The sequence below is a fragment of the Streptomyces sp. GL_140 genome (assembly GCF_057834465.1).
In genome coordinates this window covers 7,819,421-7,834,874 of the sequence record NZ_CM174404.1, presented here as the reverse complement: position 1 = coordinate 7,834,874, position 15,454 = coordinate 7,819,421, and the positions used below count along the sequence as shown (strand labels likewise).

Here is a 15,454-nt window from a genome sequence, read left to right as displayed (position 1 = left end):
TCACTTTTTCGGGTGCAGGACGGGCTTGAGGCCGTAGTCGAGTTCGGAGCCGTCCACCAGGAGGGCTTCGACCGTCCGGGTGACGGGATCGATGTCGGCCACCATCCCGTCCCCGGAGTAGCGCGGGTATCCCGAGGCACCGCTCTGGCCGGTCGGCGCGACCACGGCCGACCGGACGGCGTCGTCGCTGGACCCCTCCACCACGTGCTCGGGCACCAGCAGGATCTCGAACTTCTGCGTTTCGCTGCTCATCCCCCGACGCTAACCGGCGCTTCCCGGTCGTGCCGGACGGCCGCGCCGTCGATGAGCACCTGGAGTCCGGGCGCGTACAGATCCGCCAGCCGCTCCGGCGGCGTACGGGTTCCCGCGCCATCGGGCCGGTGCAGGCTCAGGGTCGCGCCCAGGCCCAGCAACTGGCCCGCGATCAGCTCGGCGCGCAGCTCCCGGTCGTGCCCGGCGAGGGAGCCGGCGAGCCGTGCGGTGACCTGTTCCCGGAAGCGTTCGCGCAGCAGGGTGCGCTCGTCGTCGATGCCCAGGGAGAAGACCACCCGCAGCAGCGGGTCCCCGCGCAGCTCGTCCCGGAGCCGGAGCGTGGTCAGGACCAGATGGCGGCCCAGCGCGGCCGGCGCCGCCGAGAACAGCGCGTCGGCGGCCGGCCGGAAGTCGGCGACGGTGTTGAAGAGCCGCTCCTTGCTGCCGAACCGCTTCACGATCAGGGACGGGCTGACCCCGGCGTCGGCGGCGATGCCGCGCAGGGTGACCTCGGCGTACGGGCGCAGGGTGAACGCCCGGCGGGCGGCGCGCACGATGGCGTCGCGGCCGGTCCCGGTGTCCGTGTCGGAGTCGTGGGCGGCGTCGGCAGCGGTGTCCGTGCCGGTCTCGGCGCCGGATTCCTCGGCGGTGCTCATGTGGCCTCCCGGGCAACGGGCGCGGACTGCGTCACCGCGACCGTACCGGGCGCACCGGCGGTGTCGGTGGTGCCGGGCGCCCCGCCCGGGGGCAGACAGAGCGCGGCCGCCAGCGCGGCGAGCGCGGCGCCGGCCGCGATGAGGAAGACCAGCAGGTACGCGTGCAGGGTGGGGGCGCTGCGCCCGCCCGCCAGGAAGGTCATGTGGGCGAGTACGGCCGCGACGGCGGCGCTGCAGCAGGCCTGGCCCACGGAGCGCATCAGGGTGTTGAGTCCGTTCGCCGCCCCGGTCTCGGTCACCGGCACCGCCCGCATGACGAGCGCGGGCAGCGCCGAGTAGGCCAGGGCCGTGCCGCAGGCGACCACCGTGGCTCCGGCCACGATCAGCCAGAGGACGTGGCTGGTGAAGAAGCGGACCACGTACCCCAGTGTCATGACGGCCGCGCCGAGGGCGAGGGCGGACCGGGGCCCGTAGGCGGCGGAGAGCCGCGCCGAGACCGGGGACAGCACGACCATGGCCAGCCCGCCGGGCAGCAGGCACAGGCCGCTGACCACGATGGAGGCGCCGAGCCCGTACCCGGTGCTGGTCGGCTCCTGCACCATCTGGGCCGTGACCAGGGAGTTCGCGTAGAAGGCGAAGCCGACGAGGAGGGCCGCGACATTGGTGAGCAGGACGGCGGGCCGCGCCGAGACCCGCAGGTCGACCATCGGGGAGCCGGTCCGCAGCTCGTAGCGGCCCCAGAGCACGCCGACGACCAGGGCGGCGGCGAGCAGGCCGAGGGTGGCCGCGGAGGTCCAGCCCCAGTCCGCGCCCTGGGTGATCGCGAGGAGCAGCGCGACGAGGGTCGTGGCGAGGCCGAGTGTGCCGGGTACGTCGAAGCGGCCCTCGGTGCGCAGCGGTGACTCGGGGACGATCCACAGCACGAGGAGGACGTCGAGCAGCCCGAGGGCGGCGGAGGCCCAGAACATGGCGTGCCAGTCGAAGTTCTCGACGACCAGGGCGGCCACCGGCAGGCCGATGGCGGCCCCGATGCCGAGGGTGGAGCTCATCAGGGCGATGGAGGGGAGGATGCGCTCCGCCGGGAGTTCGTCCCGGATGATGCTGATGCCGAGCGGGATGACGGCGAGGGCGGACCCCTGGAGGGCTCGGCCGCCGATCAGCCATCCGATGTCGGAGGTGACGGCGCACATGACGGAGCCCGCGGTGAGCACGCCGAGCGAGGCGAGGAGCACGCGGCGCTTGCCGTACATGTCTCCGGCCCGGCCGAGTACGGGGGTGAAGACCGCACCGGTGAGCAGGGTGATGGTGACGAGCCAGCCCGCCGCGGCCGGACTGCTGCCCGTCAGGTCCGGGACGTGCGGCAGCAGGGGGACGACCAGGGTCTGCATGACGGCGACGACCGCACCGCAGAAGGCGAGGACGGGGACGATCAGGCGCGGACGGGCGCCGGGACCGGGGCTGGGGCCGGGGCTGGGGCTGGGGCTGGGTGTCTCGGCGTGCTGCATGGTGCTCCCAACGCTGGCCCGGTGGGGGGTGTACGCGTGTTCACCCCCCAGGGTAAACGTTTGTGCACCCCCTGTCTCCGGCCCGTCGTGATGCGGCCGACCACGGGCACTCGGGGCCGACTGACTACGGGCGGCGCGCGCCGTCGGTCTGTCCGGCCTCGTCGCGGGGCGCCGAGGGGTGGCGCAGCAGGCCGTGGGCCCAGCGTTCGTTGAGCCCGGCCAGGAAGCCGATGGCGCCCCAGAAGAACCACGCCTTGACCAGGGCCTCGTGCCCGGCGGCCGTGAGCGGGCCGGGGCCGCACAGTTCGGCCGGGGAGACGGGCGGGGTCAGGACCGTCAGGATGCCGCCGCTGACCAGCAGGAACAGCGAGGTGGCCAGGAACCAGCCCACCACCACCCGGTACCAGCCCTCCTGGCGCAGGACCTGGGCCAACTGGACGGGGTCGGAGGCCAGGTTGCCGTGCCCGACCCGGGTGCGGATCAGCTTCTGCGGATCGCGCAGCCGGATGATGACGCTGAAGACCGCGCCCATCGCGCCGCCCGCGAAGCACACCAGGGCATGGACCAGGGCCTGCCGCTCCTGGCAGCCGAAGTCGATGCCGAAGAGTCCGGGCACCCACGTCCCCAGCGCGAAGACCACCATCAGCACCACCGGGCTGACCACGATCCCGAAGGTCAGGCCGGTGTTGAGGCCCCGCGACGCGGCGGTGACCGTATCGGCCTCCAGCCGGGCCCCGGCGAGGGCGACCGCATCCTCCAGCCGGGCGACGTCCGCGCCCTGGGCCACCGCGCGCAGGGCGCGGAGCAGGTCCTCGGTGACGGCGGCTCGCGTCCGGCGTTCGAAGGCCCGCTGCGAAGCCGCGTAGAGCCGGTCGAGTCGGAGCATCAGCTCCGGTTCCGCGCACCACAGTTCGCGCAGCCGCTCCGGGTCGATGCCGGGCACTTCTTCCAGTGCGCGTATCTCCCCGTCGGCCGCGCCCAGGAACCATTCGGTTGTCCCCCGCCGCATCTCAGCCCCCTCTTCGCTCAGCAGTTGTACCGTGCTTCGCCCCGGGGCGGTACCCGGGCCCCCGCACAGGCACCCCGCGGTACTACGCGCGCCTGCCCGGATCACCCCTGACCTCGCCGCACGGGGTGACGCCCGGCGCCGGGCCCGCTCCTAGCTTGGAGGAACCGGAGCGGACCGGGGCAGCCCGCCCGCCCTCCACAGAGGAGTCCTGATGAACGGTGTGCTGGAAGTCCTGCTGGCACTGATGGTGGTCGCGTTCGTGATCAAGCGCCAGCTCCGGAGCTCGCCGCTGCGGGGCAAGCGGCTCGTCGTGATGCCGGTGGTCCTGACGGTCGTCGGCGCCGCCGGCCTCGCCAGGAGCGGCGTCGCCCCGTCCGTGGCCGACATCGTCTGCCTCTCCGCAGGCGCCCTCGTGGCCCTGGGGGTCGGATTCGGGCAGGGCCGGGCGACGGTCCTGGAGGAGCGCGAGGGGGTCCTGTGGGCGCGGATGCCCGCGTGGGGTCTGTGGTGGTGGGCGGCGCTGATCGCCTCCCGGATCGCCGTCATGGTGATCGCGCACGGCCTGGACGCCCGGCTCGCCGCCTCCACCGCTCCGCTGCTGCTGATGCTCGGCGTCAACCGCATCGGGCAGGCCCTGGTCATCGCCACGCGCGTGCTGGCCGGTCCGGTGCCGTTCGCCCCCGAGAAGGACGGGTCCACCTTCCCCGCTGCGGACTCCGCGGTCGTCTCGCTACTGGGCCGGCAGGCCTCGCGTCCGTCCGGGCGAGCTCGCTCTGGGCACCGTGAGTACCGGAAGTGACCTCACCGGGCCACCGGGACGGGCCTTGCGACGGCCCGGAACGGCGGCCCGCCCGTATCGTGGCCATGTGCTGCGTACCGTGCCCTGGCTGATCCGGTCGGCCGCGTTCGCCGCCATCGGCGCCGGGGCCTTCTACCGGGCGTCCGACGCCGACCGCTCCGCCCACCTGGTGGTGGTGACCGCCTACGTGCTCTGCGGGGGCTTCCTGGCGCTCTGGGCCCTGCTGGACGTCCGGGGCGGGGCGCGGGGCGCGCGCGGTTCCGCGCTGCTGCCCGTCGCCTTCGCCGGAATGGCCGTGGCCGGCGGGTTCGCGGGCCCCTACCCCAACAGCGCGGCCCTCCTGGGCCTGGCCGGGATGGCCGTCATCGCGGCGGGCAGCGAGACCGCTCCCCCGGCCGGCTGGGCGGTCACCGCCGCGGGGGTCTTCGCGACCGTGGCCGGTGCGCTGGTGAACGACTCGCCCCGCGGGATCCTGCTGGGCTTCCCGCTCCTGCTGCTGATGGGCCTGCTGATCGGCCACAGCCGCCGGGCGTCCCGGGTCCGCGCCGAGCAGAACGTCGTCCTGCTGGCCCAGGCCGAGGAACTGCGGGCCGAGCAGGGCCGCACGGCGGTCCTGGACGAGCGGGCCCGGATCGCCCGCGAGATCCATGACGTACTGGCCCACTCGCTGGGCGCCCTCGGCATCCAGATCCAGACGGCCCGCGCCCTGCTCGCCGGGGGCGACCCCCGGCGGGCCGACGAGATCCTGGCCACCGCCCAGCGGCTGACCACCGAGGGGCTGACCGAGACCCGGCGCGCCGTCCACGCCCTGCGCAGCGATCTCGCGCCGCTGCCCGAGGCGCTGGCCGAGATGGCCGACGCCCACCGCCGTCGGCACGCGGACCCGGTCACCACGGCCGTCGAGGGCACCCCCGCGCAGCTCCCGCCCGAGCAGGTGCTGTGTCTGCTGCGCGCCGCCGGGGAAGCCCTGACCAACGCCGCCAAACACGCTCCCGGCCGGCCGGTGGGAGTGACCCTGAGCTACGAGGACCACGCCGTGACCCTGACCGTCCGCAACCCCCTCGGCAACAGCGGCAGAGGCGGCAAAGGCGGCAAAGGCAACGGCGACGCCGAAGCCCGCGGCCCGGGTGAGCCGGGGAGCGGCATCCGGGACGGGAACGGGGACGAGGACGAGGACGGGAAGCCGGGCTTCAGGACCGTCGACGGCGGCTTCGGGCTCACCGGCATGCGCGAACGGCTCCTGCTCGTCGGCGGCGCCCTGACCGCGGGCGTCGAGGAGGGCGAGTGGACCGTCACCGCCAGGATCCCGCGATGACCGGCCCGGCGCCGGGCGGTACCGCCGGGACCGGCGCGTCCGACCCCGCCGCCCCGCTGCGCGTCGTGGTCGCGGACGACCAGGCGACCATCCGCGAGGGGCTGGCCATCATGCTGGACCTGCTCGACGACATCCGCGTGGTGGGCACGGCCGCCAACGGCCGGGAGGCCCTGGACCAGGTGGCCGAGCACCTCCCCGACGCGATCCTGCTGGACCTGCACATGCCGGTGATGGACGGGACCGAGGCCACCCGGCACCTCACGGCCCGCTTCCCCTCCGTCGCGGTCGTGGTGCTGACCACGTACGCGGACGACGATTCCGTCCTGGAAACCCTGCGTGCGGGCGCCCGCGCCTATCTCACCAAGGACGCCGAGCGCGATCACATCGCCCGTACGCTGCACAGCGCGGCCGGTGGCTACACGGTCCTGGACCCGCAGGTCCAGGCGACCCTGCTGGCCGCCGCCGCCCGCCCGCCGGCACCCGAGGCCGAGGCCGAGGCCGGGCCGGTTTCCGTGCCCGCCGCGACGCTCCCGGACGGACTCACCCCGCGCGAGGGCGAGATCCTGACCCTGCTGGCCCGGGGCCGGAGCAACGCCGAGATCGCGGCGGACCTGTTCCTGAGCGCCAACACGGTCAAGACCCACATCAACCGCGTCTTCGCCAAGACCGGTTCCCGCGACCGCGTCGCCGCCATCCGCTACGCGCAGCTCCACCACCTCGGCTGAATCCCGCTCAGCGGGCACGGCCCCCGTGCGGGGAACCGTCGGTCAAGGAGCCGTCGTTCAAGGAGCCCTCGTCCAGAGGTCCCCCATGCAGGGACTGGCGGACCGACCAGGCGACCGAGACCAGGGGCACCGCCACCACGGCCCCCACGATCCCGGCGGCGATGGCCCCCGCGACCACCGACAGGGCCACCACCATGGGGTGCAGGCGTACGGCCCAGCTCATCACCAGGGGATGCAGCAGGTGCCCCTCGATCTGGCCGATGACCACGATGAGCGCGATCACCAGGGCCGCCACGAGCGGCCCCTTGGTGGCCAGGGCGACGACCACGGCCACGCCCAGGGCCACCGGGGAGCCGATGAGCGGGACGAACGCGGCGAAGAACTCCAGCAGCGCCAGCGGGACCGCCAGCGGCACCCCGAGGGCGAACAGCGCGATCCCCACGAGAACGGCGTTGGTCGCGGCCACGAGGACGATGCCGTGGGTGTAGCCGGTGAAGGTCCGCCAGGCCGCCGCCCCCGCCCGCGCCACCCGGTCCCGCGCGCCCCGCGGCAGCTGTTCGCAGAACCAGCTCCAGTGCCGGTCGCCCGAGTGGATGAAGAACACCGAGCAGAACAGCCCGAGGGCGGCCACGGTGAACACCGCCACGACCCGGCCCGCCCCGCTCAGCACCGTGCTCATCAGGGTCGAGCGGTGGCTGGAGAGGTAGGAGCCGATCCGGGACTGGAAATCGTCCAGCACGTGCGCGTCCAGCCGTAGCGGGGGACCCGCGAGCCAGTCCTGGATCCGGCCCAGTCCGTCCCTGAACTCCCGCACCAGTGACGGCCACTCCCCCGCCACCGCCTCCCCGACCAGCGCGAGGCCGCCGAGCACCAGGACCGCGCTGCTGATCAGCGTGCACGCCACCGCGAGCCCCCTCGGCATCAGCCGGGCCAGCAGGTCGGCCGGGGGGCGCAGCATGGCGGCGGCCACCAGGCCGAGGAAGAGGGCCAGCGCGATCTCGTGGAACCGTCCCAGTACCGCGAAGACCCCGTAGGCCGCCGCGCCGACGACCAGCAGCCGCCAGGCGTAGGCGGCCGCCGTGCGCAGGGCCGGGGAGACCGCGGAGACCCGGGGGGCCGGTGGACGGGCCGTACCCGCCCTGCCGGCGCGGCCCTCGCCGCGTGCGGCGCCCCGGCGTCGCGGCGGCCGTGTCAGGAGTCGCCTGGTCATGTGCGGCCGCACCTCCGAGGTGTGTTGGCCACCACGGCTATCACTCCGGCGGTGCCCGCTCCGCGCGCCGCGCAGCGCGTTCGCCCGAAGGCCTCATCCCCGCTGGGCCGAAGGGGCCGCGGCAGGTGTTGCCTCCGCTTAGGCTCCCGCGCTGGTCAGCGGGGGTTTCCCTGGGCGGGCCGCCGACCGGCAACGGGAAACCCGTCGACCCCCGGGTCCGCCGGGGACAGGCTGAAGTCGTCAGCAGGAGCCAAGACCCACAAGGGGACATCATGCGCAAGATGATCCGCGGCGCCGCCGCGTTCGCCACCGCGACGGCCGCCGTTCTGGCCCTCGGTGGCACGGCCGGCGCGCACCCGGCCGATGCCTGGGCCGGCTGCCCGGACGGCGCGGTCTGCATCTATCCCCAGAACCAGAACCCCGCCGTCAAGCCGAGCCAGATCTACTACAGCTACGGGGCCCACAACCTGAGCAACCAGTTCGGGAACCACTGGGTGCTCAACAACCAGACGGGCGGCGCCTCGACGAGCCTGTGTTACGGCTCCAACGGCACCAACTGCGGCAACCCCATCGCCGCGGGCACCGGGGTCTACGCCGACCTCGGGCCGATCAACTCCATCACCCTCAACCGGCCGTAGCCGGGCGCGCCACCACCCGCCCGTCCACCTGTCCGATCATCCGATCATCCACCCGTTCAATCATTCGCTCGTTCGCGAGAACGTTCCGGAGCCGGCCGCTGGACGGCTCCGGAACACCTCCGTTTCACGCCGCGCCGCACGAATGGCCGGTAGGCCGTCCGACCCCCGCGCTAGCCTGGGCATCCGCTCTCACGACCTGGGCGCACTGTGCCATGGGGGATGCCTTGGGGGATCCGGACCGCGGACGAACCACCGGCCGGCACGACACCTCGCACGATCCGGCCGAAGACACCGTGCCGCCCTTTCCCGCCCAGTTGCGGCGGCTACGGGTGGAGCGCGGCCTCTCGCTCGCCGACCTGGCCCGCCGCACGCACTACAGCAAGGGCTATCTGAGCAAGATCGAGACCGGCGTCAAGCCGGTCACCGCCGAAGTCGCGCGCAGCTGCGACCGGGTCCTGGGGGCGGGGGGCGAACTCCTGCGGCTGGTACCGGAGACCGAGGCGGCCGAGCCCCCGGCCACGGCGCGCACCGGCGCCGCCCGGCGCGAGGAGCCGGCTCCGCCTTCCGGGCCGCCGTCGGAGCGCGCGTGCCCGTACCGCGGCCCGGCCGCCTTCACCCCGCAGGACGAGCGGTGGTTCTTCGGCCGGGAGCGCGCCACGGCCGCCCTCGTCGAACGGGCCTACGAGCGCCTCGGCCACGGGCCGCTGCTGCTCCTCGCCGGATCGGGCGTCGGCAAGTCCTCGCTGCTCGGCGCCGGTCTGGTACCGGCCCTCGGGCGCGGCGCCTTTCCGGTCGCGGGGGCCGCCGGGTGGCCCGTCGTCAGGTTCACCCCCACCGCCCACCCGCTGCGGGAGCTGCTCGACGCGACAGCCAAGGCGGTGGGCGGTGATACGGGCATCACCCCGGAGATGCTGCGCGCCCGGCCGGAGCTGCTGCTCGAAGCCGTCCACCGGCTGTCGGACGGGGCCGGGGCCAACGCCGGGGCCGGACCGGAGTCCGGCGGGCTCCGGCCGGGGGGTGCCACGCGTCATCTGCCGACCGTGCGCCCGGTGCTGATCGTCGACCAGTTCGAGGAGCTCTTCACCCTCTGCGCCGACGAGGACGAACACCAGGCCTTCGTCAGGGTGCTCTGCGCCGTGGCCGGGTCCCGGCCCGCGGTGACCGGGTACGACCCCGCCGTCGTGGTGCTCGCGGTACGGGCCGACTTCTCCGCGAGCTGTCTCGACCTTCCCGAGCTGGCCGCCGCCTTCGCCGCCGGACCCTTCGTGCTGCCCCCGATGTCCGTGGCGGAGCTGCGGGAGTCCATCACGCGCCCGGCGGAGCTGGCCGGACTCACCCTGGAACCCGGGCTGGTGTCGTTGCTCCTGCGGGACGCGGGCGTACGCGAAGGCGCGGAGCAGGCCGTCCCTCAGGGCACCGCGGCTCCTTCGGGAGATCCTTCGCGGACAGCCGCGAACGCGGGCCCGGAGCCGGGTCCGGGCGGCGGTCCGGGCGGCGGTCCGGGTGCGGGACCATCCGCAGGGGCGGGCGCCGGGCCGGTCGCGGCGCCGGGCCCCGACGCGTACGCCGGGCCCGGCGATACGCCCTCCGGCGCCCTGCCCCTGATGTCCCACGCGCTGATGGCCACCTGGCAGCGGCGCGAGGGCTCCACGCTGACCGTCGCGGGGTACGAGCACGCGGGCGGTGTCCGGGGAGTCGTCGCGCAGCGCGCCGAGAAGGTCTTCGCCCGGCTGTATCCGGTCGAACAACAGGCGGTCCGAAGGCTCCTGGTGCGGCTGGTCCACATCGCCGACGGGGCCGGGCCCGCCCGGCGCCGCGTCGGCCGGGCCGCGCTGCTGGAACAGGACGCGACAGGCCGGACCGCGGCCGCCCTCGACGCCTTCGTCCGGGCCCAGCTGATCACCACGGACAGCGACACCATCGAGATCACCCACGAGGCCCTGCTGCACGCCTGGCCGCGGCTGCGCGGCTGGATCCACGCCGACCGGGCCGCGCTCCTCGCCCGCCAGCAGCTGGCCCAGGCGGCCGACGACTGGGTGCGCGAGGGCCGCGACCCGTCGCTCCTCTACCGCGGCTCCCGCCTCGCCGCCGCCCGCGCCCGGGCCGACGAGTTCGACGGCTGCGGCCCCTTGGCACCCCGGGAGGCCGAGTTCCTCCGGGCCGGACGGGCCGCGGAGGACGGCCTGCTCCGCCGGGCCAGGCTCCAAGTCCGCCTGCAGCAGCGGATGCTGGCCACCCTGGTCGTCCTGCTCCTGCTGGCGCTGACCGCGGGCGGCGTGGCGTACCAGCAGCGTGCGGGGGCGCTCGGCCAGGAACGTACCGCCCGCTCGCAGGCGCTCGCCGCACGGTCCCTCTCGCTGGCCGCCGGACAGCCCGAGGCCTCGATGCGGCTCGCCGCCGAGGCGTACCGTGCCGAGGCCACCCCCGAGGCACGCGGCGCCCTGCTCAGCACCCAGGCCCAGCCGTTCCTGGCCCGGCTCGGCGGGCACGGCGGCCCGGTCAACGCTGTGGCCTTCGCTCCCGGCGGCGCCCTGCTGGCCACGGCCGGCTCCGACGGGAAGGTCCTGCTGCGCCGTGTGTCCGACCGACGGACCCTCGCGGTGTTCACCGCGCCCGGCCGGGTGCGTACGGTCGCCTTCAGCCCCGACGGGCGGACGCTGGCGGCCGGTTCCACCGACGGCCCGGTCCGGCTCTGGGCCACTAGCGGGGCCGGCCCGGCGGCCGTGCTGCCCCCGAGCACGACGGGAGCCAGGGCGGTGGCCTTCGCCCCGGACGGCCGGACCCTCGCGGTGGCGACCGGGGACGGGACCGTCCAGCTGCGCGATCCCGCCGGCGAGCACCGCGAGGTCGCCACCCTGACCGGGCACACCGGACGGGTCTACGCGCTGGCCTACGCGCCGGACGGCCGGACCCTGGCCTCGGCCGGCGCCGACCGGACCGTACGCCTGTGGGACACGGCGCGGGCACTCCCGCTCGCCGTGCTGGAGGGGCACACCGGCGAGGTTCTGGGCGTGGCCTTCGCCCCGGACGGGCGGACGGTCGCCTCCGGCGGCGCGGACCGGACCGTACGGGTGTGGGACGCGGCCACCCACGAGACGGTCTCCACGCTGGCCGGGCACAGCGACGACGTCAACTCCGTGGCCTACACGCCGGACGGCACCACCGTGGTCAGCGGGGGCGGCGACGGCACCACCCGGCTGTGGGACCTGCGCGGCGGCCGGGCCGCCGCGATCCTCGCCGGGCACACCGACTACGTGCTCGCGGTCGCCGTGGATCCCGCCGGAGGACTGCTGGCCACCGCCGCGTTCGATCAGTCCGTGGTGCTGTGGGACCTGCGCGGGCCGGTGCTGACGGCGCGTCCCTTCACCGAGGTCTGGCACGCCGCGTACAGCCCCGACGGGAGACTGCTGGCCACCGCCGACGCCGATCACACGGTGCTGCTGTGGGACGTGGCCGCGCGCCGGGTCCTGGAAACCTTCAGGGGACACACCGAGACCGTGTTCTCGGTGGCCTTCTCGCCGGACGGCCGGACCCTGGCCTCGGCGGGCACCGACGGCACCGTACAGCTGTGGGACACCACCACCCGCAGCGCCCTCGCCACCCTCACCGGGCACGAGGGGACGGTGTTCTCGGTGGCCTTCTCGCCGGACGGCCGGACCCTGGCCTCGGCCGGCGCCGACGGCACCGTACGGCTGTGGGACCCCTCCACCCACAGGGCCCTCGCCACGCTCACCGGACACACGGACTTCGCCAACGACGTCGCCTTCAGCCCCGACGGGCGGACGCTGGCCAGCGCCGGGGACGATCTGACCGTACGGCTGTGGGACTTGACCGGGCACCACCCGCCGGCCGTGCTCACCGGGCACGCGGGAGCGGTACGGGCCGTCGCGTTCAGCCCGGACGGACGGACGCTGGCCAGCAGCGGAAACGACGGCACGGTCCGGCTCTGGGACCCGGCCCGGCGCCGCGACACCGCCGTCCTGACCGGGCACACCGGATCCGCGCGCGGCATCGCCTTCTCCCCCGACGGACGGACCCTGGCGAGCAGCGGCAACGACCGCACGGTGCGCCTGTGGGACGTGCCCCGACACCGGCTCCGGGCCGCCCTCTCGGGCCACACCAACGCGGTGTGGGGCGTCGCCTACTCCCCCGACGGCCGCACGGTGGCGAGCAGCAGCAACGACGGCACCGTCCGCCTGTGGAACCCGGATCCCGCGACCCGCCTGGCGGAAATCTGCCGCATGCGACTGCCCCCGGCAACCCTGGACCGCCCGGCGGACGCCTGCGGCGGCTGAGACGACGTCAGGCGCGCCCCGCCGATATCCGCTTGCGCATCCGTCCGCGCGCGGGGCAACGTCGCCCGACACCTCACGAAGGCAGAGAACATGACCACGCAGTTCCGCCCCGTCGACCACGAGCTCGTCCGGGCAGCGGCCGAAGTCGCGCGCACCCGCTGCCGGGGCGACAACCACACCATGGCGGCCGCGGCCCGCACCCGGGACGGCAGGATCGTCACGGCGGTGAACGCCTACCACTTCACCGGCGGCCCCTGCGCCGAGCTGGTCCTCATCGGCGCGGCAGCCTCCCAGGGCGCCTACGAGCTCGACACGATCGTCGCCGTCGGCGACCGCGAGCGGGGGGTCGTTCCGCCGTGCGGCCGGTGCCGCCAGGTCCTTCTCGACTACTTCCCCGCCATCGAGGTCATCGTCGGCGAAGGCGACGGCGTCCGGAGCGTCCTCATCACCGACCTGCTGCCGGCGAGTTACGTCTGGGCCGACCACCAGCTCGACGCCGAGTAGACGGGCCCCCGGGTGGGGGACATCCCGGTTCGGGGTGCAGATTGGCCGAAATGCGCGCCTACCCGCCGATGATCGTTTGTAGGCTCTGAAACGGCCTTACCCTGCCCATCTGCACCCTTTCCCACCAAGTCGAGGACCAACGTGCGCCTTTCGTCCCACCAGCGACGTCTTGCCGTCAGCGCCACTCTGCTCGCCGCGATCGCCGGCGGTGTGCTGCCGGCCACCGCCGCGCAGGCCGCCACCGCGGCGCCCGTCTCCGTAGCCGGACCGGCGGCACCGGGTCCGGTCGCGCCCGATCTGGACGCGTTGACGCAGGCGTTGCGCAATACGACGGCGGCCGGAGCGCCCGGCGCGATGGCCCGCTTCACCGGTCCGGGCGGGGTCCAGACCCGGGTGGAGGGGGTCCGCGACCGGAGCACCGGCGCGGCCATGGATCCCAAGGCCCGCTTCCGGATCGGCAGCGTCACCAAGACGTTCTCCGCCGTCGTCCTGCTCCAGCTGGTGGACGAGGGCAAGATCGAGCTGGACAAGCCGGTCAACAGCTACCTGCCGGGCCTGCTGCCCGACGACCGGATCACGGTGCGCCACCTGCTGAGCCACCGCAGCGGCCTCGCGGACTACACGAACGCGATGTTCGAGCACACCGTTCCCGGCTTCGAGGCCGTCCGGAACAAGGTGTTCACGTACAAGGAGCTCGTCGGCCTCTCGCTCGCCGAACCGAGGACCACCGAGCCCGGCGTGGCGTACCGGTACTCGAACACGAACTTCGTCGTCGTGGGCATGCTGATCGAGAAGCTGACCGGCAAGCCCGTGGCCAAGGAGTACGAGCGCCGCATCATCAAGCCGCTGAAGCTGCGCGACACCTCCTACGTCCACCCCGGCACGGCCATCAAGGGCCTGCACGTCAACGGTTACCTCCACCCGGACGAGGAGGGCGCGCCGCTGGTCGACTCCACCGAGCAGACCGTGTCCTGGGCGCAGTCCGCGGGCGCGATGATCTCGAACGCGGCCGATCTCAGCACCTTCACGTCCGCCCTGGTCCGCGGCAAGCTGCTGCGACCGGGCACGCTGGACGCCATGCTCACCATGACCCCGACCGACGCCACCAACACCCGCTTCTACGGGCTGGGACTGCGCCGGTACGACCTCTCGTGCGGTACCCAGGTCTACGGCCACACGGGCACGGTGCAGGGCTTCTACACGTACACCTTCACCACCCGGGACGGCAGCCGCGGCCTGTCCGCGATGGCGAACACCTCCAACCGGGGCCAGGCCAACACCGCCCTGGGCGGGACCCTGGAAGCGGCCTTCTGCGGCAAGCGGCCCGCCGGTCCGGCCGCCGTCTCCGGCTCGGACGGCCCCGCCGCCGTACGCGGCTTCGCGCTCGCCCCGGCCGAGGCGGATCTGCCCGAGCGCCGCTGACGGCGATTCCCGGCCACGGCAGGCTTCCGTCCCCCTGGTGTGGGGGGCGGAAGCCCGGGAAGCTGAACTCCGCATTCCCGTACGGGTGTTGCCCGTGCGACCGATGAGGAGGACGCGATGACGATGGCCATGCCGAGAGCGACGGCAACGGCAGGAGGAGACGGCTCGGCCGCGAAGCGGTCCGGGTCGGTCCGCCCGGCCCGGCGGACCCGCAGGACCCTGCTCGCGGCCACGGCGGGGGCCGCAGCCCTCGTCCTCGCCCTCCCCACCGCCGCCTACGCGGCTCCGCCCCGGGCCCTGCCCGGCAACGCCGACGGGCTGGAACAGACCTTCCAGCCGGCCTTCGACTACGACCGGGACGGCTGCTACTCCAGCCCCGCCATCGGCCCGGACGGCACCATCGCCCCCGGCCTCAAGCTGGGCGGGGACGTCAACGGCAACTGCCGCGACCTCTCCGACCTGGACAACACCAACGGGTACTCGCGCGAGAAGTGCAACAACGGCTGGTGCGCGATCATGTACGCGCTCTACTTCGAGAAGGACCAGGTCTCGCTCGGCCCCGGGAGCGCCGGGCACCGGCACGACTGGGAGCACGTCGTGGTGTGGGTCCAGAACAACCAGGTCGCCTACGTCTCGACCTCCGCACACGGCAACTTCGTGGTCCACGACCGCTCGCAGATGCGCTTCGACGGCACCCACCCCAAGGTCGTCTACCACAAGGACGGAATCGGCACGCACTGCTTCCGTGCCGCGAACTCCAACGACGAGCCGCCCGAGAACCACAAGGGGACCTGGCAGTTCCCGACGCTGGTCGGCTGGAACGGCTACCCCGCGGGCCTGCGCGACAAGCTGAGCCAGGCCGATTTCGGCAGCGCCCTCCTCGGGATCAAGGACGGGCAGTTCAACGCCCACCTCGCCAAGGCCAAGCCGGCCGGCATCGCCTTCGACCCGAACGCCTGACCGGCTGACCGGCTGACCGGCTGACCGTCCGGGGGTCCGGCCGGCTGGCCGGGCGGCCGTCGCGGGACCCGTATCCGGCGCGCGGCAGGCCGCCGGATAGGCTCCTCGCGGAACCTGTCGCCGCCCCGATGGCTTCCGCCCCCGCCCTGCCCGGCCGACGGCCG

The 15,454-nt window shown here is 74.2% G+C and carries 13 protein-coding genes; 8 read left to right on the top strand and 5 right to left on the bottom strand.

Features of this window, described 5'->3' with window-relative positions; genetic code table 11:
• From AC3IYJ_RS36395 to AC3IYJ_RS36380, 4 genes are all read right to left on the bottom strand, one after another.
• On the bottom strand, positions 1–252 hold the full coding sequence (locus tag AC3IYJ_RS36395; protein ID WP_489398777.1) for a hypothetical protein: 252 nt from the start codon (positions 250–252) through the stop codon (positions 1–3).
• Complete coding sequence (locus AC3IYJ_RS36390) at positions 249–908, bottom strand: TetR/AcrR family transcriptional regulator (protein WP_489398776.1); 660 nt, start codon at positions 906–908, stop codon at positions 249–251. The genes AC3IYJ_RS36395 and AC3IYJ_RS36390 overlap by 4 nt, the downstream gene beginning before the upstream one ends.
• On the bottom strand, positions 905–2,413 hold the full coding sequence (locus tag AC3IYJ_RS36385) for an MFS transporter (RefSeq protein ID WP_489398775.1): 1,509 nt from the start codon (positions 2,411–2,413) through the stop codon (positions 905–907). Before AC3IYJ_RS36385 ends, AC3IYJ_RS36390 begins: the two co-directional genes overlap by 4 nt.
• 124 nt (positions 2,414–2,537) lie before the next feature.
• Positions 2,538–3,422, bottom strand: a complete 885-nt coding sequence (locus tag AC3IYJ_RS36380; RefSeq protein ID WP_489398774.1) for a hypothetical protein — start codon at positions 3,420–3,422, stop codon at positions 2,538–2,540.
• A 211-nt stretch (positions 3,423–3,633) separates the two neighbouring features.
• Between AC3IYJ_RS36380 and AC3IYJ_RS36375 the strand changes: the two genes are divergently transcribed.
• The 3 genes from AC3IYJ_RS36375 to AC3IYJ_RS36365 all read left to right on the top strand — a co-directional run bounded on the left by AC3IYJ_RS36375 (position 3,634) and on the right by AC3IYJ_RS36365 (position 6,261).
• Complete coding sequence (locus AC3IYJ_RS36375; protein WP_489398773.1) at positions 3,634–4,221, top strand: hypothetical protein; 588 nt, start codon at positions 3,634–3,636, stop codon at positions 4,219–4,221.
• Positions 4,222–4,288: 67 nt separating this feature from the next.
• A complete protein-coding gene (locus tag AC3IYJ_RS36370) occupies positions 4,289–5,536 on the top strand; it encodes a sensor histidine kinase (protein WP_489398772.1) in 1,248 nt (415 codons plus the stop codon).
• On the top strand, positions 5,506–6,261 hold the full coding sequence (locus AC3IYJ_RS36365) for a response regulator transcription factor (RefSeq protein WP_489398771.1): 756 nt from the start codon (positions 5,506–5,508) through the stop codon (positions 6,259–6,261). The genes AC3IYJ_RS36370 and AC3IYJ_RS36365 overlap by 31 nt, the downstream gene beginning before the upstream one ends.
• A gap of 7 nt (positions 6,262–6,268) precedes the next feature.
• Here the strand turns inward: AC3IYJ_RS36365 and AC3IYJ_RS36360 are convergent, their stop codons facing one another.
• Positions 6,269–7,471, bottom strand: a complete 1,203-nt coding sequence (locus AC3IYJ_RS36360; protein ID WP_489398770.1) for an AI-2E family transporter — start codon at positions 7,469–7,471, stop codon at positions 6,269–6,271.
• Between the two features lie 272 nt (positions 7,472–7,743).
• On the opposite strand from AC3IYJ_RS36360, the gene AC3IYJ_RS36355 reads away from it, so the two are divergent.
• The 5 genes from AC3IYJ_RS36355 (at position 7,744) to AC3IYJ_RS36335 (ending at position 15,290) form a co-directional block, all read left to right on the top strand.
• Positions 7,744–8,109, top strand: a complete 366-nt coding sequence (locus tag AC3IYJ_RS36355; RefSeq protein WP_489398769.1) for a hypothetical protein — start codon at positions 7,744–7,746, stop codon at positions 8,107–8,109.
• Positions 8,110–8,333: 224 nt separating this feature from the next.
• The gene (locus AC3IYJ_RS36350) at positions 8,334–12,404 is read left to right on the top strand and encodes an nSTAND1 domain-containing NTPase (protein WP_489398768.1); all 4,071 of its coding nucleotides are present in this window, start codon (positions 8,334–8,336) and stop codon (positions 12,402–12,404) included.
• Positions 12,405–12,494: 90 nt separating this feature from the next.
• The gene (locus AC3IYJ_RS36345) at positions 12,495–12,908 is read left to right on the top strand and encodes a cytidine deaminase family protein (protein ID WP_489398767.1); all 414 of its coding nucleotides are present in this window, start codon (positions 12,495–12,497) and stop codon (positions 12,906–12,908) included.
• A gap of 141 nt (positions 12,909–13,049) precedes the next feature.
• Positions 13,050–14,330 carry a serine hydrolase domain-containing protein gene (locus AC3IYJ_RS36340; RefSeq protein ID WP_489398766.1) on the top strand — a complete coding sequence of 427 codons (1,281 nt, stop codon included), beginning with the start codon at positions 13,050–13,052 and terminating at the stop codon, positions 14,328–14,330.
• A 123-nt stretch (positions 14,331–14,453) separates the two neighbouring features.
• On the top strand, positions 14,454–15,290 hold the full coding sequence (locus AC3IYJ_RS36335) for an NPP1 family protein (RefSeq protein WP_489403037.1): 837 nt from the start codon (positions 14,454–14,456) through the stop codon (positions 15,288–15,290).
• The last annotated feature ends 164 nt before the right edge of the window (positions 15,291–15,454 follow it).

Excerpts from the sequence above, each read along its gene's own strand:
- AC3IYJ_RS36395 (WP_489398777.1), bottom strand. The coding sequence starts at position 252 with ATGAGCAGCGAAACGCAGAAGTTCGAGATCCTGCTGGTGCCCGAGCAC.
- AC3IYJ_RS36390 (WP_489398776.1), bottom strand. The coding sequence starts at position 908 with ATGAGCACCGCCGAGGAATCCGGCGCCGAGACCGGCACGGACACCGCT.
- AC3IYJ_RS36385 (WP_489398775.1), bottom strand. The coding sequence starts at position 2,413 with ATGCAGCACGCCGAGACACCCAGCCCCAGCCCCAGCCCCGGCCCCAGC.
- AC3IYJ_RS36380 (WP_489398774.1), bottom strand. The coding sequence starts at position 3,422 with ATGCGGCGGGGGACAACCGAATGGTTCCTGGGCGCGGCCGACGGGGAG.
- AC3IYJ_RS36375 (WP_489398773.1), top strand. The coding sequence starts at position 3,634 with ATGAACGGTGTGCTGGAAGTCCTGCTGGCACTGATGGTGGTCGCGTTC.
- AC3IYJ_RS36360 (WP_489398770.1), bottom strand. The coding sequence starts at position 7,471 with ATGACCAGGCGACTCCTGACACGGCCGCCGCGACGCCGGGGCGCCGCA.
- AC3IYJ_RS36355 (WP_489398769.1), top strand. The coding sequence starts at position 7,744 with ATGCGCAAGATGATCCGCGGCGCCGCCGCGTTCGCCACCGCGACGGCC.
- AC3IYJ_RS36345 (WP_489398767.1), top strand. The coding sequence starts at position 12,495 with ATGACCACGCAGTTCCGCCCCGTCGACCACGAGCTCGTCCGGGCAGCG.
- AC3IYJ_RS36335 (WP_489403037.1), top strand. The coding sequence starts at position 14,454 with ATGGCCATGCCGAGAGCGACGGCAACGGCAGGAGGAGACGGCTCGGCC.